At 72.5% G+C, this 25,079-nt stretch carries 21 protein-coding genes; 13 read left to right on the top strand and 8 right to left on the bottom strand.

Going from position 1 to position 25,079, the window contains the following annotated elements; all coding sequences use genetic code 11:
* Positions 1 to 77: 77 nt before the first annotated feature.
* Positions 78 to 1,100 carry a Gfo/Idh/MocA family oxidoreductase gene (locus N7L95_RS15845; RefSeq protein ID WP_301256223.1) on the top strand — a complete coding sequence of 341 codons (1,023 nt, stop codon included), beginning with the start codon at positions 78 to 80 and terminating at the stop codon, positions 1,098 to 1,100.
* Positions 1,101 to 1,268: 168 nt separating this feature from the next.
* Here N7L95_RS15845 and N7L95_RS15840 read toward each other — a convergent pair whose 3' ends face one another.
* Entirely contained in the window at positions 1,269 to 2,201 is a 933-nt protein-coding gene (locus N7L95_RS15840; RefSeq protein WP_301256222.1) for a porin, read from the bottom strand.
* Between the two features lie 429 nt (positions 2,202 to 2,630).
* The gene (locus tag N7L95_RS15835; RefSeq protein ID WP_301256221.1) at positions 2,631 to 3,092 is read right to left on the bottom strand and encodes a YgaP family membrane protein; all 462 of its coding nucleotides are present in this window, start codon (positions 3,090 to 3,092) and stop codon (positions 2,631 to 2,633) included.
* Between the two features lie 98 nt (positions 3,093 to 3,190).
* Here N7L95_RS15835 and N7L95_RS15830 point away from each other — a divergent pair, with 98 nt between their 5' ends.
* Together N7L95_RS15830 and N7L95_RS15825 are read left to right on the top strand one after the other, a co-directional pair.
* Positions 3,191 to 3,940 (top strand): glucose 1-dehydrogenase, encoded by a 750-nt coding sequence (locus tag N7L95_RS15830; RefSeq protein WP_301256220.1) that lies wholly within the window; start codon positions 3,191 to 3,193, stop codon positions 3,938 to 3,940.
* 12 nt (positions 3,941 to 3,952) lie between these two features.
* Positions 3,953 to 4,582 (top strand): MarC family protein, encoded by a 630-nt coding sequence (locus N7L95_RS15825; RefSeq protein WP_301256219.1) that lies wholly within the window; start codon positions 3,953 to 3,955, stop codon positions 4,580 to 4,582.
* 225 nt (positions 4,583 to 4,807) lie between these two features.
* Here N7L95_RS15825 and N7L95_RS15820 read toward each other — a convergent pair whose 3' ends face one another.
* The 5 genes from N7L95_RS15820 to eat form a co-directional block, all read right to left on the bottom strand.
* Positions 4,808 to 5,701 (bottom strand): hemerythrin domain-containing protein, encoded by an 894-nt coding sequence (locus N7L95_RS15820; RefSeq protein WP_301256218.1) that lies wholly within the window; start codon positions 5,699 to 5,701, stop codon positions 4,808 to 4,810.
* Between the two features lie 111 nt (positions 5,702 to 5,812).
* Entirely contained in the window at positions 5,813 to 6,346 is a 534-nt protein-coding gene (locus N7L95_RS15815; protein ID WP_301256217.1) for a hypothetical protein, read from the bottom strand.
* Between the two features lie 214 nt (positions 6,347 to 6,560).
* The gene (gene eutC / locus N7L95_RS15810; protein WP_301256216.1) at positions 6,561 to 7,481 is read right to left on the bottom strand and encodes an ethanolamine ammonia-lyase subunit EutC; all 921 of its coding nucleotides are present in this window, start codon (positions 7,479 to 7,481) and stop codon (positions 6,561 to 6,563) included.
* A 116-nt stretch (positions 7,482 to 7,597) separates the two neighbouring features.
* Positions 7,598 to 9,022 carry an ethanolamine ammonia-lyase subunit EutB gene (locus tag N7L95_RS15805; protein ID WP_301256215.1) on the bottom strand — a complete coding sequence of 475 codons (1,425 nt, stop codon included), beginning with the start codon at positions 9,020 to 9,022 and terminating at the stop codon, positions 7,598 to 7,600.
* Between the two features lie 12 nt (positions 9,023 to 9,034).
* Positions 9,035 to 10,414 carry an ethanolamine permease gene (gene eat / locus N7L95_RS15800; RefSeq protein ID WP_301256214.1) on the bottom strand — a complete coding sequence of 460 codons (1,380 nt, stop codon included), beginning with the start codon at positions 10,412 to 10,414 and terminating at the stop codon, positions 9,035 to 9,037.
* Between the two features lie 144 nt (positions 10,415 to 10,558).
* Here eat and N7L95_RS15795 point away from each other — a divergent pair, with 144 nt between their 5' ends.
* A complete protein-coding gene (locus tag N7L95_RS15795; protein WP_301256213.1) occupies positions 10,559 to 11,497 on the top strand; it encodes a helix-turn-helix domain-containing protein in 939 nt (312 codons plus the stop codon).
* Between the two features lie 229 nt (positions 11,498 to 11,726).
* Here N7L95_RS15795 and N7L95_RS15790 read toward each other — a convergent pair whose 3' ends face one another.
* Positions 11,727 to 13,037, bottom strand: coding sequence for a TIGR03862 family flavoprotein (locus tag N7L95_RS15790; RefSeq protein WP_301256212.1), 1,311 nt, complete (start codon positions 13,035 to 13,037; stop codon positions 11,727 to 11,729).
* A gap of 455 nt (positions 13,038 to 13,492) precedes the next feature.
* Between N7L95_RS15790 and N7L95_RS15785 the strand changes: the two genes are divergently transcribed.
* The 9 genes from N7L95_RS15785 to N7L95_RS15745 all read left to right on the top strand — a co-directional run bounded on the left by N7L95_RS15785 (position 13,493) and on the right by N7L95_RS15745 (position 25,078).
* Positions 13,493 to 14,203 carry an alpha/beta fold hydrolase gene (locus tag N7L95_RS15785; RefSeq protein ID WP_301256211.1) on the top strand — a complete coding sequence of 237 codons (711 nt, stop codon included), beginning with the start codon at positions 13,493 to 13,495 and terminating at the stop codon, positions 14,201 to 14,203.
* 125 nt (positions 14,204 to 14,328) lie between these two features.
* Positions 14,329 to 15,030 (top strand): two-component system response regulator CreB, encoded by a 702-nt coding sequence (gene creB / locus N7L95_RS15780; RefSeq protein WP_301256210.1) that lies wholly within the window; start codon positions 14,329 to 14,331, stop codon positions 15,028 to 15,030.
* Between the two features lie 109 nt (positions 15,031 to 15,139).
* A complete protein-coding gene (gene creC, locus N7L95_RS15775) occupies positions 15,140 to 16,633 on the top strand; it encodes a two-component system sensor histidine kinase CreC (protein ID WP_301256209.1) in 1,494 nt (497 codons plus the stop codon).
* A gap of 197 nt (positions 16,634 to 16,830) precedes the next feature.
* Positions 16,831 to 18,453, top strand: a complete 1,623-nt coding sequence (locus N7L95_RS15770; RefSeq protein ID WP_301256208.1) for a hypothetical protein — start codon at positions 16,831 to 16,833, stop codon at positions 18,451 to 18,453.
* 181 nt (positions 18,454 to 18,634) lie between these two features.
* On the top strand, positions 18,635 to 20,374 hold the full coding sequence (locus N7L95_RS15765; RefSeq protein ID WP_301256207.1) for a site-specific integrase: 1,740 nt from the start codon (positions 18,635 to 18,637) through the stop codon (positions 20,372 to 20,374).
* 115 nt (positions 20,375 to 20,489) lie between these two features.
* Positions 20,490 to 21,890 (top strand): cell envelope integrity protein CreD, encoded by a 1,401-nt coding sequence (gene creD, locus N7L95_RS15760; protein WP_301256206.1) that lies wholly within the window; start codon positions 20,490 to 20,492, stop codon positions 21,888 to 21,890.
* A 218-nt stretch (positions 21,891 to 22,108) separates the two neighbouring features.
* A complete protein-coding gene (locus N7L95_RS15755; RefSeq protein ID WP_301256204.1) occupies positions 22,109 to 22,705 on the top strand; it encodes a diguanylate cyclase in 597 nt (198 codons plus the stop codon).
* A 184-nt stretch (positions 22,706 to 22,889) separates the two neighbouring features.
* Positions 22,890 to 23,279: a YgiW/YdeI family stress tolerance OB fold protein gene (locus N7L95_RS15750; protein ID WP_301256202.1), complete on the top strand. Its 390-nt coding sequence runs from the start codon at positions 22,890 to 22,892 to the stop codon at positions 23,277 to 23,279.
* 131 nt (positions 23,280 to 23,410) lie between these two features.
* Positions 23,411 to 25,078: a GMC family oxidoreductase gene (locus N7L95_RS15745; RefSeq protein WP_301256201.1), complete on the top strand. Its 1,668-nt coding sequence runs from the start codon at positions 23,411 to 23,413 to the stop codon at positions 25,076 to 25,078.
* Position 25,079 lies beyond the last annotated feature (1 nt).

Raw genomic sequence — 25,079 nt, 5'->3', positions numbered from 1 at the left:
CTGGCCACCGCTTCCCTGCCGCCTGTCCGGCCGCCGCAGCGGCGGCCGCTGCCTTCCCCTCACTGGAGAGCTTTGCCATGCCTCAAGCCCTGCGCTTGGGCATCGCCGGCCTTGGCCGCCTGGGCCGCCGGCATGCCGACAACCTTGTGCACCGCACCCGCGGTTGCGTCCTGGCCGCGGCCTGCAGCCCGGTGCCCGAGGAGCTGGTCCATGCGCGCGACGCCCTCGGGGTGGCGCGCCTGTACGAGCACTACGAGCAACTCGTGCAGGACCCCGAGCTGGACGCGGTGGTGCTGGTCACCCCCACTGCCCTGCATGCCGACCAGGCGATCCTGGCGCTGGAGGCGGGCAAGCATGTCTTCATCGAGAAACCACTGGCGCTGAACCTGCATGACTGCGAGCGCGTCGAGGCGGTGGCCGCAGGTCGCCCGCAGCAAGTGGCGATGGTGGGCTTCGTGCGGCGCTTCGACAGGAGCTATGCGAACGCCTTTGCGCAGGTGAGCGAAGGCGGCATCGGGCGGCCCTTCCTGGTGCGCTCGCAGACCTGCGACCGGCTCGACCCCTCCGGCTTCTTCGTGCGCTTTGCGCCCAGCTCCGGCGGCCTGTTCATGGACTGCAGCGTGCACGACATCGACCTTGCGCGCTGGATGCTCGGCCAGCCGAAGGCGACACGTGCCTTTGCCAGCGGCACCATCGCCGTCCCCCACGACCTGGCGCCGCTGGGCGACGTGGACAACGCGATGGGCATCGTCGAGTTCGAGGGGGGTGCACGGGCGATGTTCTATGCCTCGCGCACCTTCGCGCACGGCCACGAGCCGAGCACCGAGGTCATCGGCACCGAAGGCAAGCTGCTGGTGGGCGCCGGCGCCGCGCGTGACCGGGTGGTGCTGAGCGACCGCCATGGCGTGCGCCAGCAGGCGGTGGATGACTTCTTCGAGCGCTTCGCCAACGCCTTCGAGCAGGAGATGCAGGCCTTCGTCGATGCCTGTTGCGGCCGCAGGCCGGTGCCGCTGACCTTGCAGGACGCGACCGAGGCCACCCGCATCGGGCTGGCGCTGACGGCGTCGCTCAAGAGCGGCGAGGTGCAGGTGATCAGCTGAGCGGCAGGCCGTCCCGGCCCGCGGGGCGGTGCCGCGCGGGCCAGCGGTGCCGTTCACCGCGCCAGCCGGTCGGCGGCTGCCGCAACAAAAAAGGGGTTCCCGCAGGAACCCCTCAAACTCGAGTCATCCCGGAGGGGGTGACCCGCTCACTCGCTCTCGTGCCAGCGATCAGAAATCGTGGCGCATGCCGAAGTCGATGCCGTTCCTCGACTTCTGGTCGTCGGTCTTCTGGCGCGCCACGTCGGTGTACAGGAAGGTGCGCTTGCTCAGCGGGTAGAAGTAGCCCACCGAGAACTTGCGGGTCTTCACGTCGTCCAGCTTGCTGTGGTTGAACAGGGCACGCAGTTCGCCGGTGCCGACATCGAAGCCACCGCTCAGTTGCAGGTCGGTCTGCTTGGCACCGTCGTCGCCGCCGATGTCCTTGGTGCGGGCGGCCGTGCCATAGATGCGCCAGCCGGTGCCGGAGTACTTCAGGCCGAAGCCGACGCTGTCGGACTTGTCGTGGTTCTGCTGCAGTGCCACGCTGGCCTTGATCGGGCCGGCCAGGTAGGTCAGGGCCGCGCCGTAGCTGTTCGCCTCTGCGCCCGTGCTTTCCTTCAGGCTGCTACCGACGGCCAGGCTGACCGGGCCGAGGGCCGGGGTGGTGTACATCACCGAGTTCGCCCACTTGGTCTCGCCAGCGCCAGCGCGGCTGAAGGAAGCGCCCACGGTGTCACCGTCGTAGACCTCATAGCCGCCGCCGGTGGCCATGTCGATGGGGGACGCCTGGCGGCCCAGCTTCACTTCACCGAAACCACCACGCAGGCCCACCACCGAGACGTCGGTCCAGAACGGGTCCTGGGACGCACCGGTGTCGGCGTTGAAGCGGTGCTCCATGTGGAAGAAGGCACTCAGGCCGCTGCCCAGGTCCTCGACGCCTTTGAAGCCCAGGCGGTTGCCCGAGCCCGGCTCGACAGCCAGCTTCTCGCTGGTGACCTTGCGCAGGCCCAGGTCCACGCGACCATAAACCTGAACATTCGATGCCTGTGCAAAAGCGGCCGGTGCCAGCAGTGCGGTCAGGGCGGCAACAGCGGCCAGCTTGAGCTTGGGGGTGGTCCTCACGTTCATCTCTCCAGATAGTTAGATCCGAGGACCGCCGCTTTCACTTCTTCGAGGGAAAGTCGTTCACGTCCTCGGGGCGGATGGTGAGAGGACCCCGCATTAAGGAGAATTAATGTTTTTACCTAGTACGATCTGGAAATGGATTTCTACACGCGAATGAAATGAGTGAAATAGTTCGAATGCCCGACTAAAGGAGTGCGATAAAAGCACACACTTTCGCCGCAGAAGTTGGCAGACACTTTCGGCACTTCGCGCGTGAAACGAGCGTAGTTACGGACCTGACAGCGTTCAACCTGCGCACGTGGCTTGCTGATGTGTCCCCTGATCGTCGATTGAACGGTCGTTCCAGGGCAAGCAGGCCGGCACCTGCCCAGCACACTCAAACGTGGCAACGATGCAACACCGCCGGGAAGTTGTGGCGCCGATGCGTCAGTGCCGGGTGGCGTACATCAACTCGTCCACGCTGTGCATGACCTCCGGGGAGGCCACGCCCGCGAAATCGCCGCGCAAGGCCTTCAGCGCGTAGCGCTCCTGGTGGATCTCGTCGGCGGTGCGCACGCCGAGGCGCCGCAGCAGCGGCAGCGGCGGGCACCAGCCCTGCAGCGCGTGCTGCAGCAGGAAGCCGGCCACCACCGCCGGCACCAGGAACCACTTGCGGTCCACGGTCGCACCGAGCGCGGCGCCGGCCAGGCTCACCGACGCGGCGGCGGTTTCCAGCCAGCGCTCGATGTCCCACTCCTCATCCAGCTCCACCAGCCGTCGCTCGATGTACTGCGGCCCGCGCTGGGCGGCCTCGGCCAGGTGCGCCTCGGTGCGCCGCCGGATGCGCTCGTCGGGGCCCAGGTCCAGCCCGCCCGGCGGGCGCTTGCGGGAACGGAGGAAGGTGTCCATGCGTCGCTCCTGGTACAGCTTGGTCCTTCACAGGTTCAGCAACGGTTGTTCCTGAAACCGGCCCGCGCCACGCGATGTTCGGCCGCACAATGCCTGCCATGAAGCAGCCCCTCACCCTTATCACCGGCGGCAGCCGCGGCATCGGCGCGGCCACCGCGCGGCTGTGCGCGGCCCGCGGCCACCGAGTCGTCATCAACTACGCCCGCGACGCCGCGGCGGCCGAGCGGGTCGCCTGCGAGCTGCGCGAACAGGGCGGCCAGGCACTGGCCCTGCAGGCCGACATCTCGGTGGAAGCCGAGGTGCTGCGCCTGTTCGAGGAGATCGACCGCCAGTGGGGCCGGCTCGACGGCCTCGTCAACAACGCCGGCATCGTCGACACCCGGGCCCGGGTGGATGAAATGAGCCTGGCGCGGGTGGAGCGCATGTTCGCCATCAATGTGTTCGGCAGCTTCCTGTGTGCTCGCGAGGCGGTGCGGCGCATGAGCCGGCGCCACGGCGGCAGCGGCGGTGCCATCGTCAATGTCTCCTCCGTGGCGGCGCGGGCCGGCAGCGCGGGCCAGTACGTGGACTACGCTGCCAGCAAGGCCGCCATCGACACCTTCACGCTGGGCCTGGCGCGCGAGGTGGCCGACGAAGGCATCCGCGTCAACGCGGTGCGCCCCGGCATCACCGAGACCGACATCCATGCCTCGGGCGGCGAGCCCGAGCGGGCCTGGGCACTGGCCGGCCAGATCCCGATGCAGCGCCCGGGGCGGCCGGAGGAGATCGCCCATGCGATCGCCTGGCTGCTGTCGGACGAAGCCAGCTACACCACCGGCGCGGTGCTGGACGTGGGCGGCGGTCGCTGAGCAGAATCGGGCATGGACCTGCTCAAACCCCTCATCGCCTTGTTGGCAATCGTCAATCCGATCGGCGTGGTGCCGTTCTTCATCCACTTCACGCGTGGCTTCACCGCCGAGCAAAAGCGCCACACCATCCGGGTGGCGTCGTTCGCGTCCTGCGTGGTGGTGGCGGTGAGCGCGGTCGCGGGCCTGCGGGTGATCGAGTTCTTCGGCATCTCGATCGCGTCCTTCCAGGTCGGCGGCGGCCTGCTGCTGCTGATCAGCTCGATGCAGATGCTGCAGGCCCACCCGGCCGAGACCAGCGAGGAAGACGTCAATGAAGGCGCCTCCAAGGCCGACGCCGGTGCCAGCATTGCCGTGGTGCCGCTCACCATTCCGCTGCTGACCGGCCCGGCGACGATCTCGACCATGGTGATCTATGCCCAGAAGACCCAGCACTGGTGGCAGGTGGGCGCGCTGATGGGCTATGGCGTGGTGATCGGCGCCGCGGCCTTCCTGGCACTGTCGGCCGCCGGCCGCATCGCCAAGCTGCTCGGCCAGACCGGCATCAACGTGATGACGCGGCTGATGGGCCTGATCCTGGCCGCGCTGGCGGTCGAGATCATGGCCGACGGCCTGGTGAAGCTGTTCCCGGCCCTCGGCAGCTGAAGCGCATCCGGCTGCCCGTCGCCTGCCCGCTGCCCGCTGCCCGCTGCCCGCTGCCCGCTGCCCCGCCCCGCCGTGCCATGCCGGTGATGCTGCAGCCTGCCGGCCGGCTGGGCACGCGCTGCACTGCGCTGCTGCAGCCGGCCTGGCGGCTGGCAGACCGCCGTCGCCGGGCCGCGGCCTCGTGCCGCGGTGGAGCCGGCCACGCTGTGCTGCCGCCGGCAGTGCTCAGCCTTCCTCGTGGCGCGGGCTGTCCAGATGGAAGAAATTGCTCGGGTTGCCAGCCTTCATCCGGTCCTGGAAGACAAAGACCAGCCCGCGTTCACGGAAGGTGTCCAGCCAGGCCTGCCAGGACACCTCCTGCAGCCCGCTGTCGTAGTCGGGGAAGTCCAGGCGCAACACGCGCGGCTGCCCGGGGTCGGCATCGTGCACGGTGGCCGGACGGGCGCCCCGTTCATCGGCCCAGCGCATGATGACGTCCGGATTGCGGGTGGCCAGGGTCTGGCCGTCATGGTCGGGGCGGTCGTCCAGCGTGTGGATCCACTTGGCATGGCGGGCGCTGCCTGACAGCAGCTGGCCCTGAGCAGCGAAGTTGGCGGCGTCCTCGCCGGTGACGGGGCCGCCGGCATCGTCGCCCTCCCCGGCCTCGGCGCGGCTGTCGCCGCGACCGTCCACCGGTGCGGTGCCGGGGCTGCCGGCACGCCGGTCTTCCAGCTCCTGGCCCAGCGCATCGAGGTCGACACCGGTCTTCTCGACCTGCGGGAAGATCTCGCCTTCCTCTTCCTTCACATGCAGGGCGACATATTCACCCAGCACCCGCACCATGGCCTGGAAGCGGGGAGTGCCGGCCGGCTCGTCCTGCAGCCGGGACAGCAGGTCCCGGGTGGTCTGGTGCTCCAGCGTCGCTTCCTCGAACAGGTCCTCGCGGGCGGTGGCGTCGCGCAGGTAGGGGTAGAAGACGCCTTCCTCGATGTCGGCGTGGGTGGTCAGCTCGGTGACGATCTCGTCGCGCAGTTCACGCTGCTCGCCCTCGTCATCGGTTTTCTCGAAACGATGGAACAGTGTGAGGACCTTCTTGTGATCGCGACGCAAGACCTCCAGCGCATTGGTGGAACGGGGCATGGTGCGGCTCCTTGAGGGTGGTGGCACGGACCCTCCGCGGCGCGGCAAGCCCCGTGCCGCCCGCCCTGGCAGCCGTGACAGTACAGTGGCAGCCCTCGGCTGCCCCCTTGCTCAGAACAGGCGGGCCTTGAACTGCACGGCCAGCGCGCCGTCCACCCGATCGTCGAGGCTGGGGATGTAGACCAGGTTGACGCCGACGCGGCGGTGCTCGATGGCCAGCATGGGCACCAGGGTCGGGAAGTAGCCGCCGTCACGCACGCTCTTGTAGCCGTTGACGACCCCCAGGCTGGCGCCCAGGCGCAGCCGGGTGTTGGCGCCCAGCTGCATGCCCAGCGGTGCCCAGCCGGCCTGCAGGTAGTTGCTGCTGCCGTTCACCGAGTTGGTGTAGTGCCCGGCATTGAGCTGCCAGCGTTCCGACAGGTGCCATTCCGCGCCGATGCCGGTGTTGGCACTGCGGTAGCGGTCGGCATGTCGGGTGTGATACGACAGGAAGCCGCTGGTGATCCACAGCTGCCGGCCGGCGTCGGCCTGCGCTGCCGGGGCAGCGGGCGCCTCGGCGGCTTCAGCGGTCGAAGCCGACAGCACGGGTGCAGAGAACAGGCCCAGCATCAGGGCGGACAGGGCGGCGGCAGCGGGCTTTTTCATCTGCGTTTCTTCGATCGGCGTCAGCAGCGGCAGGGAACCCGCCGGGGGCGCTGCTGTTCACCGCGACCGGCGTCGGCTGCGGTTGCCGGCCGCGGGGGGCCGGCGCACGAAGCGACCTGTTCCGGGAAGCGGCGCTGTGAGCCGTCACTTGACCGAAGTGATTCACGTGCACGCCGGCGGCGCGACTTGCGTCACGCACCGCGCGGGCAAGCGCCTACTGCGCGTCGAGCGCGCGCACGTCGCTGAGGTCCTTCAGGCCCACGCCGGTGAGCTGCAGGCGCAGCGCCTCGCGGGCCAGCCACAGCAGCTTGCGTGCGGCCTCGTCGTGGCTGAGGCCTTCGGGACGCACGTTCGACAGGCAGTTGCGCTCGGCGTCGGTGCGGCCGACACGTGGCGCATGGGTCAGGTAGATGCCCAGGCTGTCGGGTGAACTCAGGCCCGGCCGCTCGCCGATCAGCACCGCCACGCAGCGGGCCCGCAGGCGCTGGCCGATGTCGTCGCCGAGCGCCACGCGCGCCTGCTCGGCCAGCACCACCGGCCCGAGCCGCCAGCCGGCCGGGCAGCGCTGCAGCACCCGCTCGATCACCGGCACCGCCTGCCGCTCCACGGCGGCGGAGGACAGGCCGTCTCCCACCACCAGCAGCAGGTCGCAGGCAGGGGGGTCAAGTGCGTCGAGGGCGGCGGCCGAGGCCGTGTCGAGCCGCCGGCCCAGGTCGGGCCGCAGCAGGTAGGTGGCCCGGTCGGGCGCGGCGCTGCGCACGCGCTGCACCGCAGGGCCCAGCGCCTTGATGCGCGCCGCCAGCGCCGGCACGTCGAGCGGCAGGTGCACCGCGTCGCGGGCCTGCGCATGGGCACAGCCGAAGGCCAGCAACTCGCGGGTCGGCAGGCTGGCCCCCGCCCGCCCGAGGGCCACCCGTGCGGGGGTCAGCCCCCGCCAGTGGGCCCAGGGATCGGGCGCGACGGCTTCGCCGGCGGGTTCACTCTCGGCCGGGGCGGGGCCGGCCGATCCGCTCGAGGCCGGCGCACGTCCGGCAGCTGCGCTCGAGGCCGGCGCCTGGTCGGCGGGTTCACTCGCGGCGGGGGCGGGGCCGGCCAACCCGTTCGAGGCCGGTGCTTGATCGGCAGCTGCGCTCAAGGCTGGCGCCTGGTCGGCGGACTCATTCCAGGCCGGTGCTTCGCCAGTGGGCCCCCCCCGGGCCGCTGCCTCGCCGGGGGCCGGCCCGCCAGCCGCACCGGGCGGCATGGCCTTGTTCACGACAGCGCTCCCCACGCGGCGGGCGCCACGCTGGTCTCGGCCAGGGGCCAGTGCGCAAGCAAGGCATTGCCGGCATGGGCCGGCAGCAGCTGGCCGGCGCTGTCGGTGATGCCCATGCGCTGCAGCCAGGCCTCGAACTCGGGGGCCCGCTTCAGGCCCAGCACCCGGCGCAGGTAGAGGGCATCGTGGAAGGACGTGCTCTGGTAGTTGAGCATCACGTCGTCGGCACCCGGCACGCCGATGAGGAAGCTGACGCCGGCCGCGCCCAGCAGCGTCATCAGGTTGTCCATGTCGTCCTGGTCGGCCTCGGCATGGTTGGTGTAGCAGACGTCGCAGCCGATCGGCAGGCCCAGCAGCTTGCCGCAGAAGTGGTCCTCCAGCCCGGCGCGGGTGATCTGCTTGCCGTCGTAGAGGTATTCCGGGCCGATGAAGCCGACCACCGTGTTCACCAGCAGCGGCGCGTAGGCGCGTGCCACCGCGTAGGCCCGCGCCTCGCAGGTCTGCTGGTCGACGCCATGGTGGGCGTTGGCCGATAGCGCCGAGCCCTGGCCGGTCTCGAAGTACATGACGTTGTCGCCCAGCGTGCCGCGCCGCAGCGACAGTGCCGCCTCGCGCGCCTCGCGCAGCAGCGCGAGGTCGATGCCGAAGCTGCGGTTGGCCGCCTCGGTGCCGGCCACCGACTGGAACACCAGGTCCACCGGCGCGCCCTTCTCGATGGCCTGCACGGTGTTGGTCACATGCGTGAGCACGCAGGACTGGGTCGGCACCTCGAAGCGCTGGATCACCTCGTCCAGCACATGCAGCAGGTCGATCAGCGCACCCAGGCTGTCGCTGGCCGGGTTGACGCCGATGACGGCATCGCCGGCCCCGTAGAGCAGCCCGTCGAGCATGGACACCGCGATGCCGCGCGGGTCGTCCACCGGATGGTTGGGCTGCAGCCGCACCGCCATGTGGCCCGGCAGGCCGATGGTGTCGCGGAAGCGGGTGACGACGCGGCACTTGCGGGCCACCAGGATCAGGTCCTGGTTGCGCATCAGCTTGCTGACGGCCGCCACCATCTCGGGCGTGAGGCCGGACCGCACCCGGGCGAGCGCGGCACTGTCGGCGGCGTCGCTCAGCAGCCAGTCGCGCAGGCCGCCGACGGTGAGGTGGCTGATCTCGGCGAAGGCCAGCGCATCGTGCGTGTCGAAGATCAGGCGGGTGACTTCGTCGCGCTCGTAGGGCACCACCGCCTCGTCGAGGAAGTGGCGCAGCGGCAGGTCGGCCAGCGCCAGCCGGGCGGCCATGCGCTCGGCCGCGGTGGCCGCCGCCAGGCCGGCCAGCTGGTCGCCCGAGCGCAGCGGCGTGGCACGCGCCAGCAGGCTCTTGAGGTCGGCGAAGCGCCAGCGCTGCCCGCCGAGGTCCTGGGTGAATCCGGGCATCGGCGACCTCGCTCAGGCAGTGGGGGTGAGGCGCTGCGCCGGGGCCGCCGCCCGCTGCACCGCGGTGAGGCGGAAGTAGCCCCAGGCCAGCGCCATCAGCAGCGCGAACAGCGCCGACACGAGCGGGTTGAAGTACACCATGGTGCCCAGGCATACCACCGCCAGCACCAGCGCCACGGCCGGGAACAGCGGGTAGCCGCGCGCCGGGAAGGGCCGCTCCAGGGCAGGCTCCTTGCGGCGCAGCGCGAACAGGCTGGCCATCGACATGATGTACATGACGATAGCACCGAGCACCGCCATGATGACGATGTTGGCGGTCAGCGTCTGCCCGCCCAGGGTGACGAGGTTGTCGCTGAAGATGGCCGCGATGCCGACGACACCGCCGGCCAGCACCGCCACCCACGGCGTGCCGAAGCGCGGGTGCACGCTGGCCAGCACGCGCGGCAGGTAGCCCTCGCGCGCCAGCGCGAAGATCTGCCGCGAGTAGCCCAGGATGATGCCGTGGAAGGAGGCCACCAGCCCGAACAGGCCGATCCACACGAGCATGTGCAGCCAGCCGCTGTCGCCGCCCACCACCGCCTTCATCGCCTGCGGCAGCGGGTCGTTGATGTTGGCGAGCTGGCGCCAGTCACCCACCCCGCCGGCCAGCACCATCACGCCCAGCGCCAGCACCAGCAGCGTGAGGATGCCGGCGATGTAGGCGATGGGAATGGTGCGGCGCGGCTCGCGCGCCTCCTCGGCCGCCATGGCCACGCCCTCGATGGCCAGGAAGAACCAGATGGCGAACGGAATGGCGGCGAACATGCCGGGGATGGCCGCCGCCGAGAAGGACGCCTGGCCCGACCAGCCGCCTGCGGTGAAGCGCGCCAGCGAGAAGCCGGGCGCCACCACGCCCATGAACACCAGCAGCTCGAAGATGGCCAGCACCGTCACCATCAGCTCGAAGGTGGCAGCGGTGCGCACGCCGACGATGTTGAGCGCCATGAAGACCAGGTAGGCGCCCACCGCCATCAGCTTGGCGTCCGCCGCGGGGAACTGCACCTGCAGGTAGGCACCGATGGCCAGCGCGATGGCCGGCGGCGCGAACACGAACTCCACCAGCGTGGCGAAGCCGGCGATGAAGCCGCCGGTGGGCCCGAAGGCCCGGGCCGCGTAGGCAAAGGGCCCGCCGGCATGCGGGATGGCCGTGCTCAGTTCGGTGAAGCTGAAGATGAAGGTGGTGTACATCGTCGCCACCACCAGCGTGGTGACCAGGAAGCCCAGCGTGCCGGCGCTGGCCCAGCCATAGCTCCAGCCGAAGTACTCGCCGGAGATCACCAGCCCCACCGCCAGGCCCCACAGGTGCCAGGCATTGAGGGTGGGCTTGAGTTGCTGCTGACCGGGGTGTTGCATCGCGCGCTCCTTCACCGTTGTGTCGACCTGGCACACGGTAGGCAGGCGCTGCGCCGGGCGCTATCCCATTTCGGCACGCCGGCGCCCCGCTGGCCAGCGGCCTGGCTCTTGCTTTCCCGGCGGGCGATGCCGCCTCCGCCCGCCATGACCGCCACGCTGCAGCAGCGCCGCACCTGCGATGTCGACGAGCAGGCCGCGCTGCTGCACGGCTGGAACCAGCGGTATGCGCAGCTGTCCTGCGGCCCGTTCGAGGGCGAGGTGCAGGAAGCCTGGCTGCCGGCGGGCACGAGCTCGGTGCATCTCTTCGTGGAGCGCACCAGCCGGCGGCTGTGGCAGGCGGGGGCGCTGCGGGACGGCCGGGTGGCCATTGGCGTGCCGCTGGCGCTGCCGGAGCCGGCGGCCTTCTGCGGCACGCCGGTGGCGGATGCCGATCGGCTGTTCGTGTTCTCCGGCGCCGGCGGCTTCGAGTTCTGCACCCCGGCCGGGTTGGTGATGGCCGGCATCGAGCTGGACGCCACCCTGCTCGGCGACGCCGGCCTGGCCGGGGCGCTGCAGCAGCCGGGCCTGCACGCCGCGTCGGCGCAGCGCTGCGGCGCCTGGCGGCGTTTCGTCGTGCAGGCCTTCGAGGCCCTGGCCACGCCGCCATCGGCCCGGCCGGCACGCCATGCGGCGGCCGTGAGCGAGGCGGCCCTGCAGGCGCTGGCCGAGCTGCTGGGCGACGAGATGGCACCCGCCGGCGGGCCCGACCTGAATGCGCAGCGCCGCTGGAAGCTGGTGGCCCGCGCCCGCGACATCGTGCTCGGCCGGCCCGACGAGCCGCCCAGCGTGCAGCAGCTGTGCCGCCAGCTGGGCGTCAGCCGGCGCTGCCTGCAGGCGAGCTTCCAGGAGGTGCTGGGCACCAGCCCGGTGAATTTCCTGCGGGCGGTGCGGCTGGCCGGCGTGCGCCGGCTGCTGCGCACGGCCCCTTCGGTGACCGAGGCAGCGGTGCACTGGGGCTTCTGGCACCTGGGGCACTTCTCGCAGGAATACCGCGAGCTGTTCGGCGAACTGCCGTCCGTGACCTGGCGCCGTTATCACGGCTGAGCCGCGGTGCGGGCATCCACGCCGCCGCCGAAGCCGGTCCCGGCCGGGCGGCCCGGCGGCCCGGCGACAGCGAGCTGAGCCGCACGCCGAGGCCGGGCAGGAGCACCGCCGCCTCGCCGAGGATGGCCCGCGTTCCTTGGAAGGGCGCAGGGGCCGGGGCACGGCCCGCAGGCCCGCCCAGGCACACGGAGAGCGCGGGGCCAGCCTGTTTCGGCCCTTGCCCCTGCGCTCAGGCCGGACGAGCTGCGCCGGCGCGTTCCCGCAGCCAGGCCGCCGCGCCCAGCCCCGCCACCCGGCCGCTGGCGAAGCAGGCGGTGAGCAGGTAGCCGCCGGTCGGCGCTTCCCAGTCCAGCATCTCGCCAGCGCAGAAGACGCCCGGCAGGGCCTGCAGCATCAGGTGCTCGTCCAGCCCCTCCAGCCGCACGCCGCCGGCGCTGCTGATGGCTTCCTCCACCGGCCGCGGTGCCGCCAGCGTCAGTGGCAGCTGCTTGATGGCGCGCGCCAGCCGGGCCGGGTCGTTGAAGTCGGCGGCCGGCAGCAACTCGCGCAGCAGGCCCATCTTCACCCCCTTCAGCGACAGCCGGCTCTGCAGGTGGCTGGACAGCGAACGCGAGCCGCGCGGGTGCGTCACCTCGGCCAGCACGCGCGCAGGCTCCCAGCCGGGCATCAGATCGAGCTCGATGCGCGCCTCGCCGCGTTGCGCGATCTCGTCGCGCAGCCGGGCGGATGCGGCGTACACGAGGCTGCCCTCAATGCCGCTGTCCGTCACCACAAACTCGCCCTGGCGGCGAAACGGCTCGCCACCGTCCGCGCCGGCATGCGCGAGCACCACCGACTTCAGCGGCTCGCCGGCATGGCGGCTGCGGAAATGCTCGGTCCAGCCGCGGCTGCCCGGCGCGCGGCCGGCCACGTCGAAGCCGCAGTTGGCGGGCTGCAGCGGCGCCACCTCGATGCCGCGCTGCTGCAGCCACGGCACCCAGGCCGCGTCCGAGCCGAGCCGCGGCCAGCTGGCGCCGCCCAGCGCCAGCACCACGGCGCCCGCTGGCCGGCGCAGCTCGCCGGCCGGGCCGGCAAAGCGCAGGCGGCCGTCCTCGGCCCAGCCCAGCCAGCGATGCCGCATGTGCAGGCGCACGCCGCTGCCGCGCAGGCGCTGCAGCCAGCTGCGCAACAGCGGCGCCGCCTTCATCTCGGCCGGGAAGACCCGGCCGGAGCTGCCGACGAAGGTGCTGACGCCCAGGCCCTGGGCCCAGTCGCGCAGCGCTTGCGGGTCGAAGCCGGCCAGCCAGCCGGCCAGCGGCTCGCGGCGGCTGCCGTAGCGGGACAGGAAGGGCTCGATCGGCTCCGAATGCGTCAGGTTGAGCCCACCCTTGCCGGCCAGCAGGAACTTGCGCCCCACCGAGGGCATGGCGTCATAGAGGTCCACCGGGCAGCCGGCAGCGGCCAGCACCTCGGCGGCCATCAGCCCTGCCGGGCCGCCGCCGACGACAACGGCTGCGCCGGCCGCCGGCACCTCGGAGGAAGGGGAAGGAGAAGAAGTCATCGCCACATTGTCCGGCAGTGGCGCAGGGCCGCACCGAGGGCCGGGACACGGCCGCGCGGCAGAATGCCGCCACGCCTGACCCTTGCCGCCCAACGACCGTCCATGCTTCAGCCCCGGCTCCACTGCACGTGCTGCGATGCCGACCTGCCGCCCGACTCCACCGAGGCGGGCCCTCGGGACGCCGGGTGCGCGGTCGGGCGCGCCCGGCGTCCACTCGTCACCATGCGGGGCTTGCCCTGTCCACGCGGCACCGCCCGGCGCAGGCGTTGCGCCGGTGGCGCCATCCGGCGTACCGTCTGCCCGCGCAGCGCGGTCCTCGTGCTGCCAGGCCGCCGCCCGAATGTCGACGGCGGGCTTCGGGCCCGGCCGCACCGGCCGGCCGCCCGGTGGGCACGCCAGCCAGCGTCCGTCGAACCGGTCTACCCGCCGGGCGGCGGCACGGACAGGGGCTGAGCGTGGCGATCGAAAAACTGCGACTGCTCCTGCTGCCCGGCCTGGACGGCACCGGCCTGCTGTTCGCGCCCCTGCTGGCCGCGCTGCCGGCCGGCGTGCGGGCCGAGGTGCTGCGCTACCCCTGCGAGCACCCCCTGACCCTGGCGCAGCATGCCGACGTGGTGGAGCAGGCCTGGCCGGCCGACGGCCGCGTCGTGCTGCTGGCCGAGTCCTTCTCCGGCCTGGTGGCGCTGCAGTTGATGCAGCGCCGTCCGCCGCGGCTGGCCGGCCTGCTCTGCGTGGCCGCCTTCGCCGAGCCGCCCCGGCCCTGGCTGCTTCAGCTCGCCACCCGGCTGCCGGGCAGCGCTCACCTGGCTCGCGGTGCCCCGGACTGGCTGCTGCGCCATGCCTGCGTTGGCCGCGAAGCGGATGCAGCGACGCTGGCCCTGCTGCGCCAGGCGCTCGCCCGCGTGGCGCCGGCCGTGATCGCCCACCGGCTGGCCCTGCTGCGCAGCGTGGCCCGCCCGCCGGCCGGACCGGCCGGCGACCTGCCGCCGCTGCGCTACCTGCAGGCACTGGGCGACCGGCTGGTGCCCCGGCGCTCGGCGGGCTGGTTCCAGGCCCACTGGCCGGGCTGCCGCGTCGACGCGATCGACGGCCCCCACTTCCTGCTGCAGGCCCGCCCCGGTGCCTGTGCCCGCTGGGTGAGCGAGGCGCTGGCCACCATGGTCTGACGCCGGCCCCGCCGTCCCGGCGGCCGGCACCGCCCCCTCGGCTGCGGGGGGGACATCGCCAGCCGGCCAGCGCCACGGCGCTCCGCGGGACGCTAAGCTCGCGCCTGCCGAACCCCGCTGCCGCCATGTCCTCCGCCGCCCACCTGCTCCTGCTCGAAGACGATCCCGCCATCGCCCGCACAGTGGCCTATGCCCTGGGGCGCGAGGGCTACACGGTCGAGCAGGTCGGCCTGGTGCGCGAGGCCCAGGCGCGCCTGCAGGCGACGCCGGGCATCGAGCTGGCGGTGCTGGACGTCGGCCTGCCCGATGGCAGCGGCCTGGACCTGTGCCGCGAACTGCGCCAGCAGCGCCCGGCCCTGCCCATCGTGCTGCTGACCGCCCGCGCCGACGAGACCGACCGGGTGCTCGGCCTGGAGCTGGGCGCGGATGACTACATCGCCAAGCCGTTCAGCCCCCGCGAGCTGGTCGCCCGCGTGCGGGCGCTGCTGCGGCGCGCCCGCCTCGGTGCGACGGCGCCTGCAGCACCGGCTCCGGCCGCCTCGCTGTTCGAGTGCGACGAGGCGGCCGCCCGCATCCGCTACTGCGGCCAATGGCTCACGCTGACCCGCCGCGAGTTCGGCCTGTTGCGACTGCTGCTGAAGACGCCGGGCCGCATCCACAGCCGCGACGCACTGCTCGACGCCGTCTGGGGCCTGGGCGCCGACAGCACCGACCGCACGGTGGACACCCACGTCAAGACGCTGCGCGCGAAGCTGCGCGAGGTGCGAGCCGACCTGGAGGTGATCGTCACCCACCGCGGCATGGGCTATTCGCTGGAGCTGCCCTGAGCACCCGCGCCCCGCTGTCGAGCCGGCCGGCCGTCGCCGCCCTGGCGCGGCCGGCGCCAAGGCGGCCCCGCCCTGCGCACCGACCGGCGCTGCCCGCGCCCTGCCGGCGATGAAGCTCGGCCTGCGGCTCTTCCTGGGCTTCTTCCTGATCACCGGCATCGCGGCCTTCTTCGTGCTGCGCGTGTTCGTGGCCGAGGTCAAGCCCAGCGTGCGCGAGGTGATGGAAGACATCATGGTCGACACCGCCAACCTGCTGGCCGAGCAGGTGGCCGACGAGCTGGCCACCCTGCCAGCGGGCGGCTCGCTGGGCGAAGGCCCCTTCGCCCGGCGGGTGCGGGACTACGCCCGCCGGCCCATCGATGCCCGCATCTGGGGCCTGAGCAAGCAGTCGCTCGACTTCGACCTCTACGTCACCGACGCCACCGGCCGGGTGGTGTTCGACTCCCGCCATGACGGCTCGGTGGGCCAGGACTTCTCGCGCTGGAACGATGTCGCCCGCACGCTGCGCGGTGAATACGGCGCCCGCGCGACACGCGAGATCTACCTGGACGACCGCACCTCCGTGATGTACGTGGCGGCGCCGGTGCGGCGCAACGGCCGCATCATCGGCGTGCTGACCGTGCTCAAGCCGCTGGTGACGGTGCAGAAGTTCATCGAGCGGGCCGAGCACAAGATCCTGGTGCAGGGCCTGTGGCTGCTCGGCCTGTCGCTGACCGTGGGGGTGCTGGTGACCGGCTGGCTGGTGTGGTCGGTGCGCCGCCTGCGCCACTATGCCCAGCATGTGCAGGCCGGCCAGGCCCCGGCGGTGCCGCAGCTGTCGGGCGAGCTCGGCGAGCTGGCCCGTGCGGTGGACGCGATGCGCGAGCGGCTGGAAGACCGCGAGCACCTGGAGCGGGTGGTGCGGGCGCTCACGCATGAGCTGAAGAGCCCGCTGGCCGCCATCCGCGGCGCCGCCGAGCTGCTGCAGGACGAACTCCCCGCGCCCGACCGCGAGGTCTTTACCGCCCAGATCACCGAGCAGACCGAACGCCTGCGCACCCTGGTGGACCGGATGCTGGAGCTGTCGCGCCTGGAGGGCCAGCGGGCGCTGGCCCATGCCACCGCGGTGCCCCTGTGCGCCTGTGTCGACGGCGCGCTGGCCGACAAGCAGGCGCAGCTCGCCCGCCATCGCCTGCAACCGGTCTGGCGCGTGCAGGAGCCACTCGCGGTGGCCGGCGATGCCGAGCTGATCGCCGTCGCCGTGAGCAACCTGCTGCAGAACGCGATCGACTTCGCTCCGCCTGGGTCGCCGCTGGAGCTGTCGGTACGCCAGGACGCCGGGCAGGCGGTGGTCGAGCTGCGCGACCACGGCCCCGGCGTGGCCGACTATGCCCTGCCCCACCTCGGCGAGCGCTTCTATTCCACCGTGCGCCGGGACGGCGCCAAGGGCAGCGGGCTGGGCCTGGCCATCGTGCGCCAGATCATGCAGCTGCATGGCGGCCGGCTGGAATTGCAGCCGGCGTCGCCCGGCCTGCGGGCCAGCCTGCGGCTGCCGCTGACCCCACCGCGCTCCGCTCATCGCGTGGATCCGTCCGCCCATCAAAAGGAGCGAGCACTTACGTAACTCGTGGTTGGCAGGGGATGTCCACCCATCGTCCGGCCATCCCAGCGCCGCCAGGGCCTGCAAGCTTTTGCAGGGCTTTGGCCCGGGTTACGAACCGACATCCGGCGCCCTGCCGGCATGGGAGAGTTCGGCCGCCCCGTGCGCCACCGTCGGCGCCAAGGAGCTTCCATCCCCATTCCGAGAGGAGTCCACACAGCATGACGTACTCGAAGCAAGGCCCCGCCGCTGGCGGGCGCCGCCCTCGCCCGGCGCCGGGCCGCGCGCGTCCCGTCGCCCGTTGGGCGGTGCTGGCGCTGAGCCTGGCCGCCGCCACGTCGGCCGCACTGGCCGCCGGCGAGCGGGCCCCCGTGCAGCGCAGCGGCAAGGCCTTCGCCGCGCTGGCGCTGCCGGCCCAGCAGCTGCAAGGGCACCAGGCCGTGCAGGCGCTGGGCGACCGCCTGCCGGACGTGGCCGCCTGGTACGGCCGCTCCCCGCGCCAGCTGCGCGAGCTGCTCACCACCGACCGGGCCGCCTGGCTCGACCGCCGCGGCCGGGTCTACTTCGTCGAAGACCGCAGCCCGCTGCCGCCCTCCGCCGGGCTGCGCGCGGCGCCCATGGCGGCCGACGCCCGGGCCCGCATGCAACCGCTGGACCAGACCTTCACGCTGCACAGCCGGCCGGGCGCACGGCGCACCATCTACCTGAACTTCCTGGGCGCCTCGCTCGCCCAGACCGCCTGGAACGAGAACCGCCCGCCGATCTACGCCGAGCCCTTCAGCGTGGACAACGACCCGCAGTCCTTCAGCGCCTTCGAGCTGGAACGCATGCAGGGCATCTGGCAACGGGTGGCCGAGGCCTATGCCGCCTTCGACGTCGACGTGACGACCGAGCCCCCGCCCCCGGACGCGCTGAGCCGCTCCGGCTTCGGCGATGAGCGCTACGGCACCACCGCCCTCATCACCCGCGGCCACTTCATGAACTGCGGCTGCGGCGGCGTGGCCTACCTCAGCGCCTTCGACGACACCGACGACTATCACAAGCCGGCCCTGGTGTTCTACGACGCGCTGGGCGGCGGCGACGAGAAGTCGGTGGCCGACGCCACAGTGCACGAAGTCGGCCACAACCTCGGCCTGAGCCACGACGGCACCAGCAACGAGGGCTACTACATGGGCCACGGCGAGGGCGCCACCGGCTGGGCCCCGGTGATGGGCGCCGGCTACTTCAAGCCGCTGGTGCAATGGAGCCGGGGCGAGTATGCCGACGCCAACAACCGCGAGGACGACTATGCGGTGATGGCGAGCAACGGCCTGCAGCCGACACCGGACGACCATGGCGAGACACAGGGCACCGCCACGGTGCTGCAGGCCCTGGCGGCGCAGGGCGGTGCCGCCTTCCAGGCCAGCGGCGTGATCCAGCATCCCGGCGACCGCGATGTCTTCCGCATCACCGCCGAGGCGGGTCCCTTCAGCCTCACCGTGTCGCCAGCGGCACGCGGCGCGATGCTGGACATCGGTGCCTCGCTGCACGACGCCAACGGCACCGCCATCGCCTGGGACCTGCCAGCCGACCGGCTGGAGGCCACCGTCAGCGCCAACCTGCCCTACAGCGGCACCTACTACCTGGTGGTGGACGGTGTCGGCAAGGGCGACCCGGGCGGCACCGGCTACAGCGACTACGGCTCCATCGGCCAGTTCACGCTGGCGGCCAGCACCGGCGCCGCCGCGTGGTGGAGTTCCGGCCGGCGCCCCGATGCCTGGGGCCGGCCGGCTGCCGCGGCCCCGCAGGCCGGCCGCGCCACGCCGGCGGCAGCAGGCCCCGCCACCCAGCGGCCGCTGCGCTGACGGCCCCGACGCGGCACTGCCGCCGCCATCGAAGGCGCCCGCGGGCGCCTTTTTTGTGGCCGGCGCAGGCCGTCGATCACACGCTTTATCAAGCGGGTGAAATTAAGCCATTGAAGTGGCCGGGCCGCGGCGACAATGCGAGCCCGAAAAACCGGCCTTCACGTCGCATCGTCCCCGCCTCATGCCTCGACAGCCGACACCCGTTTCCCATCGCAGCGGCAGGCTGACGCGCGCCGAACTGGCCCTCTACCGCGGCCATGTGCAGGGCATGAGCCTGCGGGCGCTGCATGCCCGCTATTTCCCCGGCGAGCCTCGCGAGGCCGACCTGCGGCACCTGAAGGCCCGCATCGTCGAGATCGAGCGCGAGCTGGCGGCGGCCAGCCACCGCACCGGGCGTGCCGAGTTGGCGCAGCTGTTCACCGGCGCTGCCGCAGCCACCGACGCCGCCCGCCGTGCAGCGGGCCGCAACGGCACCACCGCCGCCGGCGCTGCCCACCCGGTGCGCCGTCTGCTCGACGCCCTGGCCTGGATCGAGGCGCGCGGCTTTCCCCAACCGCGCCCACAGGACCGGGTCGAGGAATGGCTGGCCCCCCTCTATGCCGACAAGCTGCGTGCCGCCGGCCTGCTGACCCTGGCCCAGCTGACCGAGCGCATCGAGGCCGGCGGCCGCGATTGGCACCACGGCCTGCGCGGCCTGGGGGCGGCCAAGGCGGCCCGCATCGAAGCCTGGCTGGCGGCCCAGGCGCCCCACGCCAGCGTGCGGCTGCCCGAGGCGGCCCGCCTCAGCGCCGGCGAGCGCCGGCAGGCCCGGCTGGCCAGTGCCCCGGCGGCGGCCGGCATCGTGCCGCTGGAGCGGCTGCACTGCCCGGCGGCGCTGGATGGCCGGGACGGCCGCTTCCGGGCCGCGCCGGCGGCCGGGCCGCTGCTGGCGGCCAACGATGTCGAGGCAGTGCATGCCTGGCTGGCCGCGCAGGCGTCGCCGCACACCGCGCGGGCCTACCGGCGCGAGGCGGAGCGGCTGCTGCTGTGGTGCCTGCAGGTGCGCGGGCAGCCACTGTCCTCGCTCGACGGCGAGGGCCTGCAGGCCTACCTCGCCTTCCTGCAGGACCCCCAGCCGGCCGGCCGCTGGTGCGGCCCGCGCGGCACGCCGCGCTGGAGCCCGGCCTGGCGGCCCTTTGAAGGCCCGTTGTCAGCGGCGGCGATCCGGCATGCGCTGGCGGTGCTGCAGGCGCTGGCGCGCTGGCTGGTACGCCACGGCTACCTGGCGCAGGACGCCTGGGCCGGCGTGGTGGCGCCGCTGCCCTGCGCAGCCCCGGCCGGCCGGCCGCGCCAGCTCACCCTGGCGCAATGGCAGCACCTGGACACGCTGCTGGCCCGGCTCGACGACCGCGGGGCACGGCCGCGACTGAAGTTCGCGCTGCGCCTGCTGGCCGCCACCGGGCTGCGCCTGTCGGAAGCGGTAGGCTGCCAGGCCGCCGACCTGCGCTGCCAGCCCGGGCCTGATGGCCAGCCCGCCTGGCGCTTGCGTGTCACCGGCCCGCGCGGCCAGCCGCGCGACGTGACCGTGCCGGCATCGCTGGCTGCCGAGGCTGGCCGCTACCTGCAGCTGCGCGGCCTGGGCAGCGACTGCGCCCGTGTGCCGGCCGGCACCCTGCTGCTCGGGTGCGCGACCGGCGACGGCGGGCGCCTGCCGGCGGGCGGCGGCATCACCGCGGGCACGCTGTACCGCCAGATCAAGGCCTTCTTCGCCTTGGCCGCGACATCGCTGGCCGCCACCGATGCGCAGGCCGCCGCCGGCCTGCGCCTGGCCAGCACCGGCTGGCTGCGGCACCTGGCACCGCCGCCGCACGGGGCGGCGCAGCCGCATGGCACTCAGGCGGGGCCGCAGGCGGTCGCCGAAGCACTGGCGGACACCGCATAGCAGCGCCCGTCCCCGGCGCCGGCAGCGGCAGCGCTTCACATTCGCTTCACGCACTTCATGCGCGGCTCACCGGGGCCGGCCACAGTGCGGGCCTTTCTCATCCATCGGCCTCGCCATGAAGCATCCCCTTCTCCTCAAAGCCCTCGCCATCGTGGCGATCTTCGCCGCGCTGCTGCTCGGCCTGCACAGCGTCGACCGGCTGGTCGACGAGCGCCGCCACCGGCAGCGCCAGGCCGAGCAGAACATCGAGCAAGGCAGCGCCGGGCGGCAAACGGTGATGGGGCCGGTGCTGCACAGTGCCTGCGTCGAGGAATGGGAGCAGACCCAGGCGCGCGACGGCCAGGCGCCCACCGTGACGGTCGAGCGCCGCGAATTCCGGCTCACTGCCGTGCCGAGCCGCTTGAACATCGACGCCAGCGCGGCACCGGAGCCACGCTACCGCGGCCTGTTCAAGGTCAACGCCTATGCCGCCAAGGCCACCGTGCAGGCGCAATGGGACAGCCTGGCGTCGCTGGTGCCCCGCCGCGAGCATCCCGGCTCGCGGCTGCAGTGCGGCGATCCGCTCCTGATGGTGGCCCTGAGCGACCCGCGCGGCATCCGGCTGGCGCAGGTGCAGGTGCAGGGCCAGTCGCTGGCGGTGCGGGCCGGCACCTTCCATGGCAGCTATCCCGGCGGCTTCCATGCCGTGCTGCCCGAGGCGCTGCGCGGCGAGTCGGCCATCACCGCCCAGCTGCAGCTGGACCTGCTGGGCACCGGCGAACTGTCGCTGGCCCCGGTGGCCGGCAGCACGCGCCTGGTGCTCGATTCGGGCTGGCCGCACCCGTCCTTCGGCGGCCGCTTCCTGCCGGCCTCGCGCGAGGTGAAGGCCGACGGCTTCACCGCCACCTGGCTCGTCTCGTCGCTGGCCACGACGGCGCCGGCCGATTTCGCCCGCGGCGCCGGCCTCTGCCATGCGTCGGCCTGGGCCTCGCCGGAGCTGGAGACCGCCACCGGCGGCCGCAAGCCGGGTTGCATCGAGAGCTTCGGCGTCGCCTTCATGGACCCGGTGAACCCGTATGTGCTGAGCGACCGTGCGATCAAGTACGGGCTGCTGTTCATCGTGCTGACCTTCGTGGCGGTCGGCATGGTCGAGCTGCTGCAGCGCCGCCGCGTGCACCCGGTGCAGTACCTGCTGGTGGGCTGCGCGCTGCTGTGCTTCTTCCTGCTGCTGGCCAGCCTCTCCGAGCACCTGCCCTTCGGCGCCGCCTATGCGGCGGCCAGCACGGGCTGCGCCCTGCTGCTGGCCTACTACGCCAGCCACATGCTGGGCGGCTGGCGCGCGGGGGTGGCCTTCGGCGTCGGCACCGGCGGCCTGTACGGCGCGCTGTATGCCCTGCTGCAGATGGAGCAGGCGGCCCTGGCCATGGGTGCAGTGCTGCTGTTCGCGGTCCTGGCGGCGCTGATGATCGCCACCCGCAAGCTCGACTGGTACGGGCTGTCGGACTCGCTGGCGGCCCCGCGGGCGCCGGCCGCGTGAGCCGGCTGCCGCCTGGCCGGGGCCCGCGCCGCGGCGGGTGGCGGCCGCGCCCGCCGGCGCCCGCGGGCTGCCGGTTCCCGACATCGCGGCATGGCCGTTGCCTCTCCTGTCCGGGTCCCCCGGGCGCTCGGCTGCCGTCGCGCCCGGCCATCGCCGGGCGCTGGCCCGGCAGCGGTCGACCGCAGGTCGGCCGTGCCCACCCCCTGGAGGAAAAAAGGATGAACAACGATCCCCTGCTCACGATGTTGATGTACTTCGTCATCCCGCTGTGGTTCGTGGCCGGCATTGCCGACTGGTTCTGCCACCGGGCGTCGGACATCGAGCACACCACCGGCGCGAAGGAATCACTGATCCACCTGCTGATGTTCGTGCAGGTCGGCCTGCCGCTCGCGGCGGCCCTCATCTTCGAAGTCAATGCCCTGCTGATCGCCGGCATCATCGTGATGTTCTTTGTGCACGAGGCGACTGCGCTGTGGGATGTCAGCTATGCCACCTCCGGCCGCCATGTCGGACCGCTCGAGCAGCACGTGCACAGCTTCCTCGAGATGATCCCGCTGATGGCCGGCCTGCTGATCATCGGCCTGCACTGGGACCAGTTCCTGGCCCTGTTCGGCCAGGGCAGCGAGCCGGCCCGCTTCACGCTCGAGCTGAAGGACAACCCGCTGCCGTGGTCCTACGTGGTCACCGTGCTGGCGGCCGCGGCGCTGATCGAGTTCGCTCCCTACGTCGAGGAGCTGGTGCGCGGCCTGCGCGCGCGGGGCAGCCGCCGCAGCGCCACGGGCGGTGACTACCGGCACCGCATGAGCCACCGCTGACGGCCATGGCGGGCGGTGGTAGTTTTTGCGCCGCCTGCTCGCAATACTTGCCCGGCGCCGCGCGCCACCCCGCGTGCCGGGCGGCCCTGCGGCCGGCACGCCGGTCGCTCCGCCTTCAAGCCTGCCCCGGCCTGCCGTTTCATTCGCTTCGACGCCGGTGGTGGGCAGCATGGAGGCTTTGCTCATGAACGCTCATCAGACGCTGCTCCCATCCGCGTTTGCGCTGCTGGCCGGGCTGTACGGCCCGGCCGGCTGGGCGGCGCAGCCCGGCCAAGAGCCGGGCCAGGGCCCTGCGGCGGCTCCGGCACAGAGTACCGTCGCCGACATCCTGAAGGCCCCGGTCGAAGGCACCGAGATCCGCCTGCGCGGACGGCTGGTGCGCCGGGAGTCCGAAGGCCGCTACTTGTTCTCCGACGGCTCCGGAGCCATCCGCCTCGAAGCGGGCGGCCTGCCCGAGCCGCAGCACGGCAAGATCACCGGACAGACCACGGTGGAAGTGATCGGCGCGGTCGAAGGCGGCCCGGCCGCCTCGCCGACGATCGACGTGCGCCGCATCACGGTGATCGCACCCTGAGCCTGGCCGTCCATGCGCCAGGCGCCGCCACGCCGTAGACTCTGCGACGGCCGAGCCCACCCTCACCACAGGCCTGACCGCTCGGCCGGCGGCGCCTGTGCTGCAGGCGCCGCCGGGCCGAGGAGACAGCCGTGGCGGAGCTTGCGAGCTTTGACTTCATCATCGTGGGCGCCGGCACCGCCGGCTGCCTGCTGGCCAACCGGCTCAGCCAGGACCCCACCAGGCGCGTGCTGCTGCTGGAAGCCGGCCGCAAGGACGACTATCACTGGATCCACATCCCGGTCGGCTACCTCTACTGCATTGGCAACCCCCGCACCGACTGGCTCTACCGCACCGAGGAAGACCCCGGCCTGAACGGACGCCAGCTGCGCTACCCGCGCGGCAAGGGCCTGGGCGGCTGCTCCAGCATCAACGGCATGATCTACATGCGCGGCCAGCAGCGCGACTACGATGGCTGGGCCGAGCAGTGCGGCGACGCCACCTGGCGCTGGGAGCACTGCCTGCCCTACTTCCGCCGCCACGAGGACCACTGGCGGCTCGATGCCCCCCATGGCACGCAGGCCAGCGAGGCCTTCCGCGCCCTGCACGGGCACGGCGGCGAATGGCGCGTCGAGAAGCAACGGCTGCGCTGGGACATCCTCGACGCCTTCGCCGCGGCCGCCCGCCAGGCCGGCATCCCGGCCACCGAGGACTTCAACGGCGGCAACAACGAAGGCGTCGGCTACTTCGAGGTGAACCAGCGCGCCGGCTGGCGCTGGAACACCGCCAAGGCCTTCCTGCGGCCCATCTTCCGCAGCCGCAGCAATGTGGAGATGTGGACCGGTGCCCACGTCACCCGCCTGCTGACCGACGGCGACCCTGGCAGCGCCGGGCTGCGTGTCCTTGGCTGCGAGGTGATGACGCCGGCCGGCCGGCAGCAGGTGCGGGCCACCCGCGAGGTGGTGCTGTGCGCCGGCGCGGTGAACTCGCCGCAGATCCTGCAGCTCTCCGGCATCGGCCCGGGCGCCTGGTTGCGCGAGCACGGCATTGCCGTGCAGCACGACCTGCCCGGCGTCGGCGAGAACCTGCAGGACCACCTGCAGATCCGCGCGGTCTATGGCGTGCAGGGCGTGCGGACGCTCAACACCCTGGCCGCCTCCTGGTGGGGCAAGGCCCGCATCGGGCTGGAATACGCCTGGCGGCGCAGCGGGCCGATGAGCATGGCACCGTCGCAGCTGGGCCTCTTCACCCGTTCCTCGCCGGCACACCCGTGGCCCAACCTGCAGTACCACGTGCAGCCGCTCTCGCTGGACGCCTTCGGGGAGCCCCTGCACCACTTCGACGCCTTCACCGCCAGCGTCTGCAACCTCAACCCGGGCAGCCGGGGTTTCGTGCGCGTGCGCTCGCCCCGTCACGACGACGCGCCGCGCATCCAGGCCCGCTACCTCTCGACGCCGGAGGACCGCCAGGTGGCCGCCGAGTCCCTGCGCCTGACACGGCGCATCGTCTCGCAGGCGGCCCTGCAGGCCTTCCAACCGCAGGAGCTGCGCCCCGGGCCGCAGTACCAGGGCGACGAAGAACTGGCGCGCCTGGCCGGCGACATCGCGACCACCATCTTCCACCCGGTCGGCACCTGCCGCATGGGCCGGGCGGACGATCCGATGGCGGTGGTCGACCCCCGGCTGAAGCTGCGTGGCGTGGCCGGCCTGCGGGTGGCCGATGCGAGCGTGATGCCCACCATCACCAGCGGCAACACCAACTCGCCGACCTTGATGATTGCCGAGCGGGCTGCCGAATGGATCCTGGCCGATGCGCGCTGAG

Source organism: Eleftheria terrae (genome assembly GCF_030419005.1).
Lineage (GTDB): Bacteria > Pseudomonadota > Gammaproteobacteria > Burkholderiales > Burkholderiaceae_C > Caldimonas > Caldimonas terrae.
Note: the sequence above shows the minus strand (reverse complement) of the source record. Positions and strands in the feature narration are given on the sequence as shown.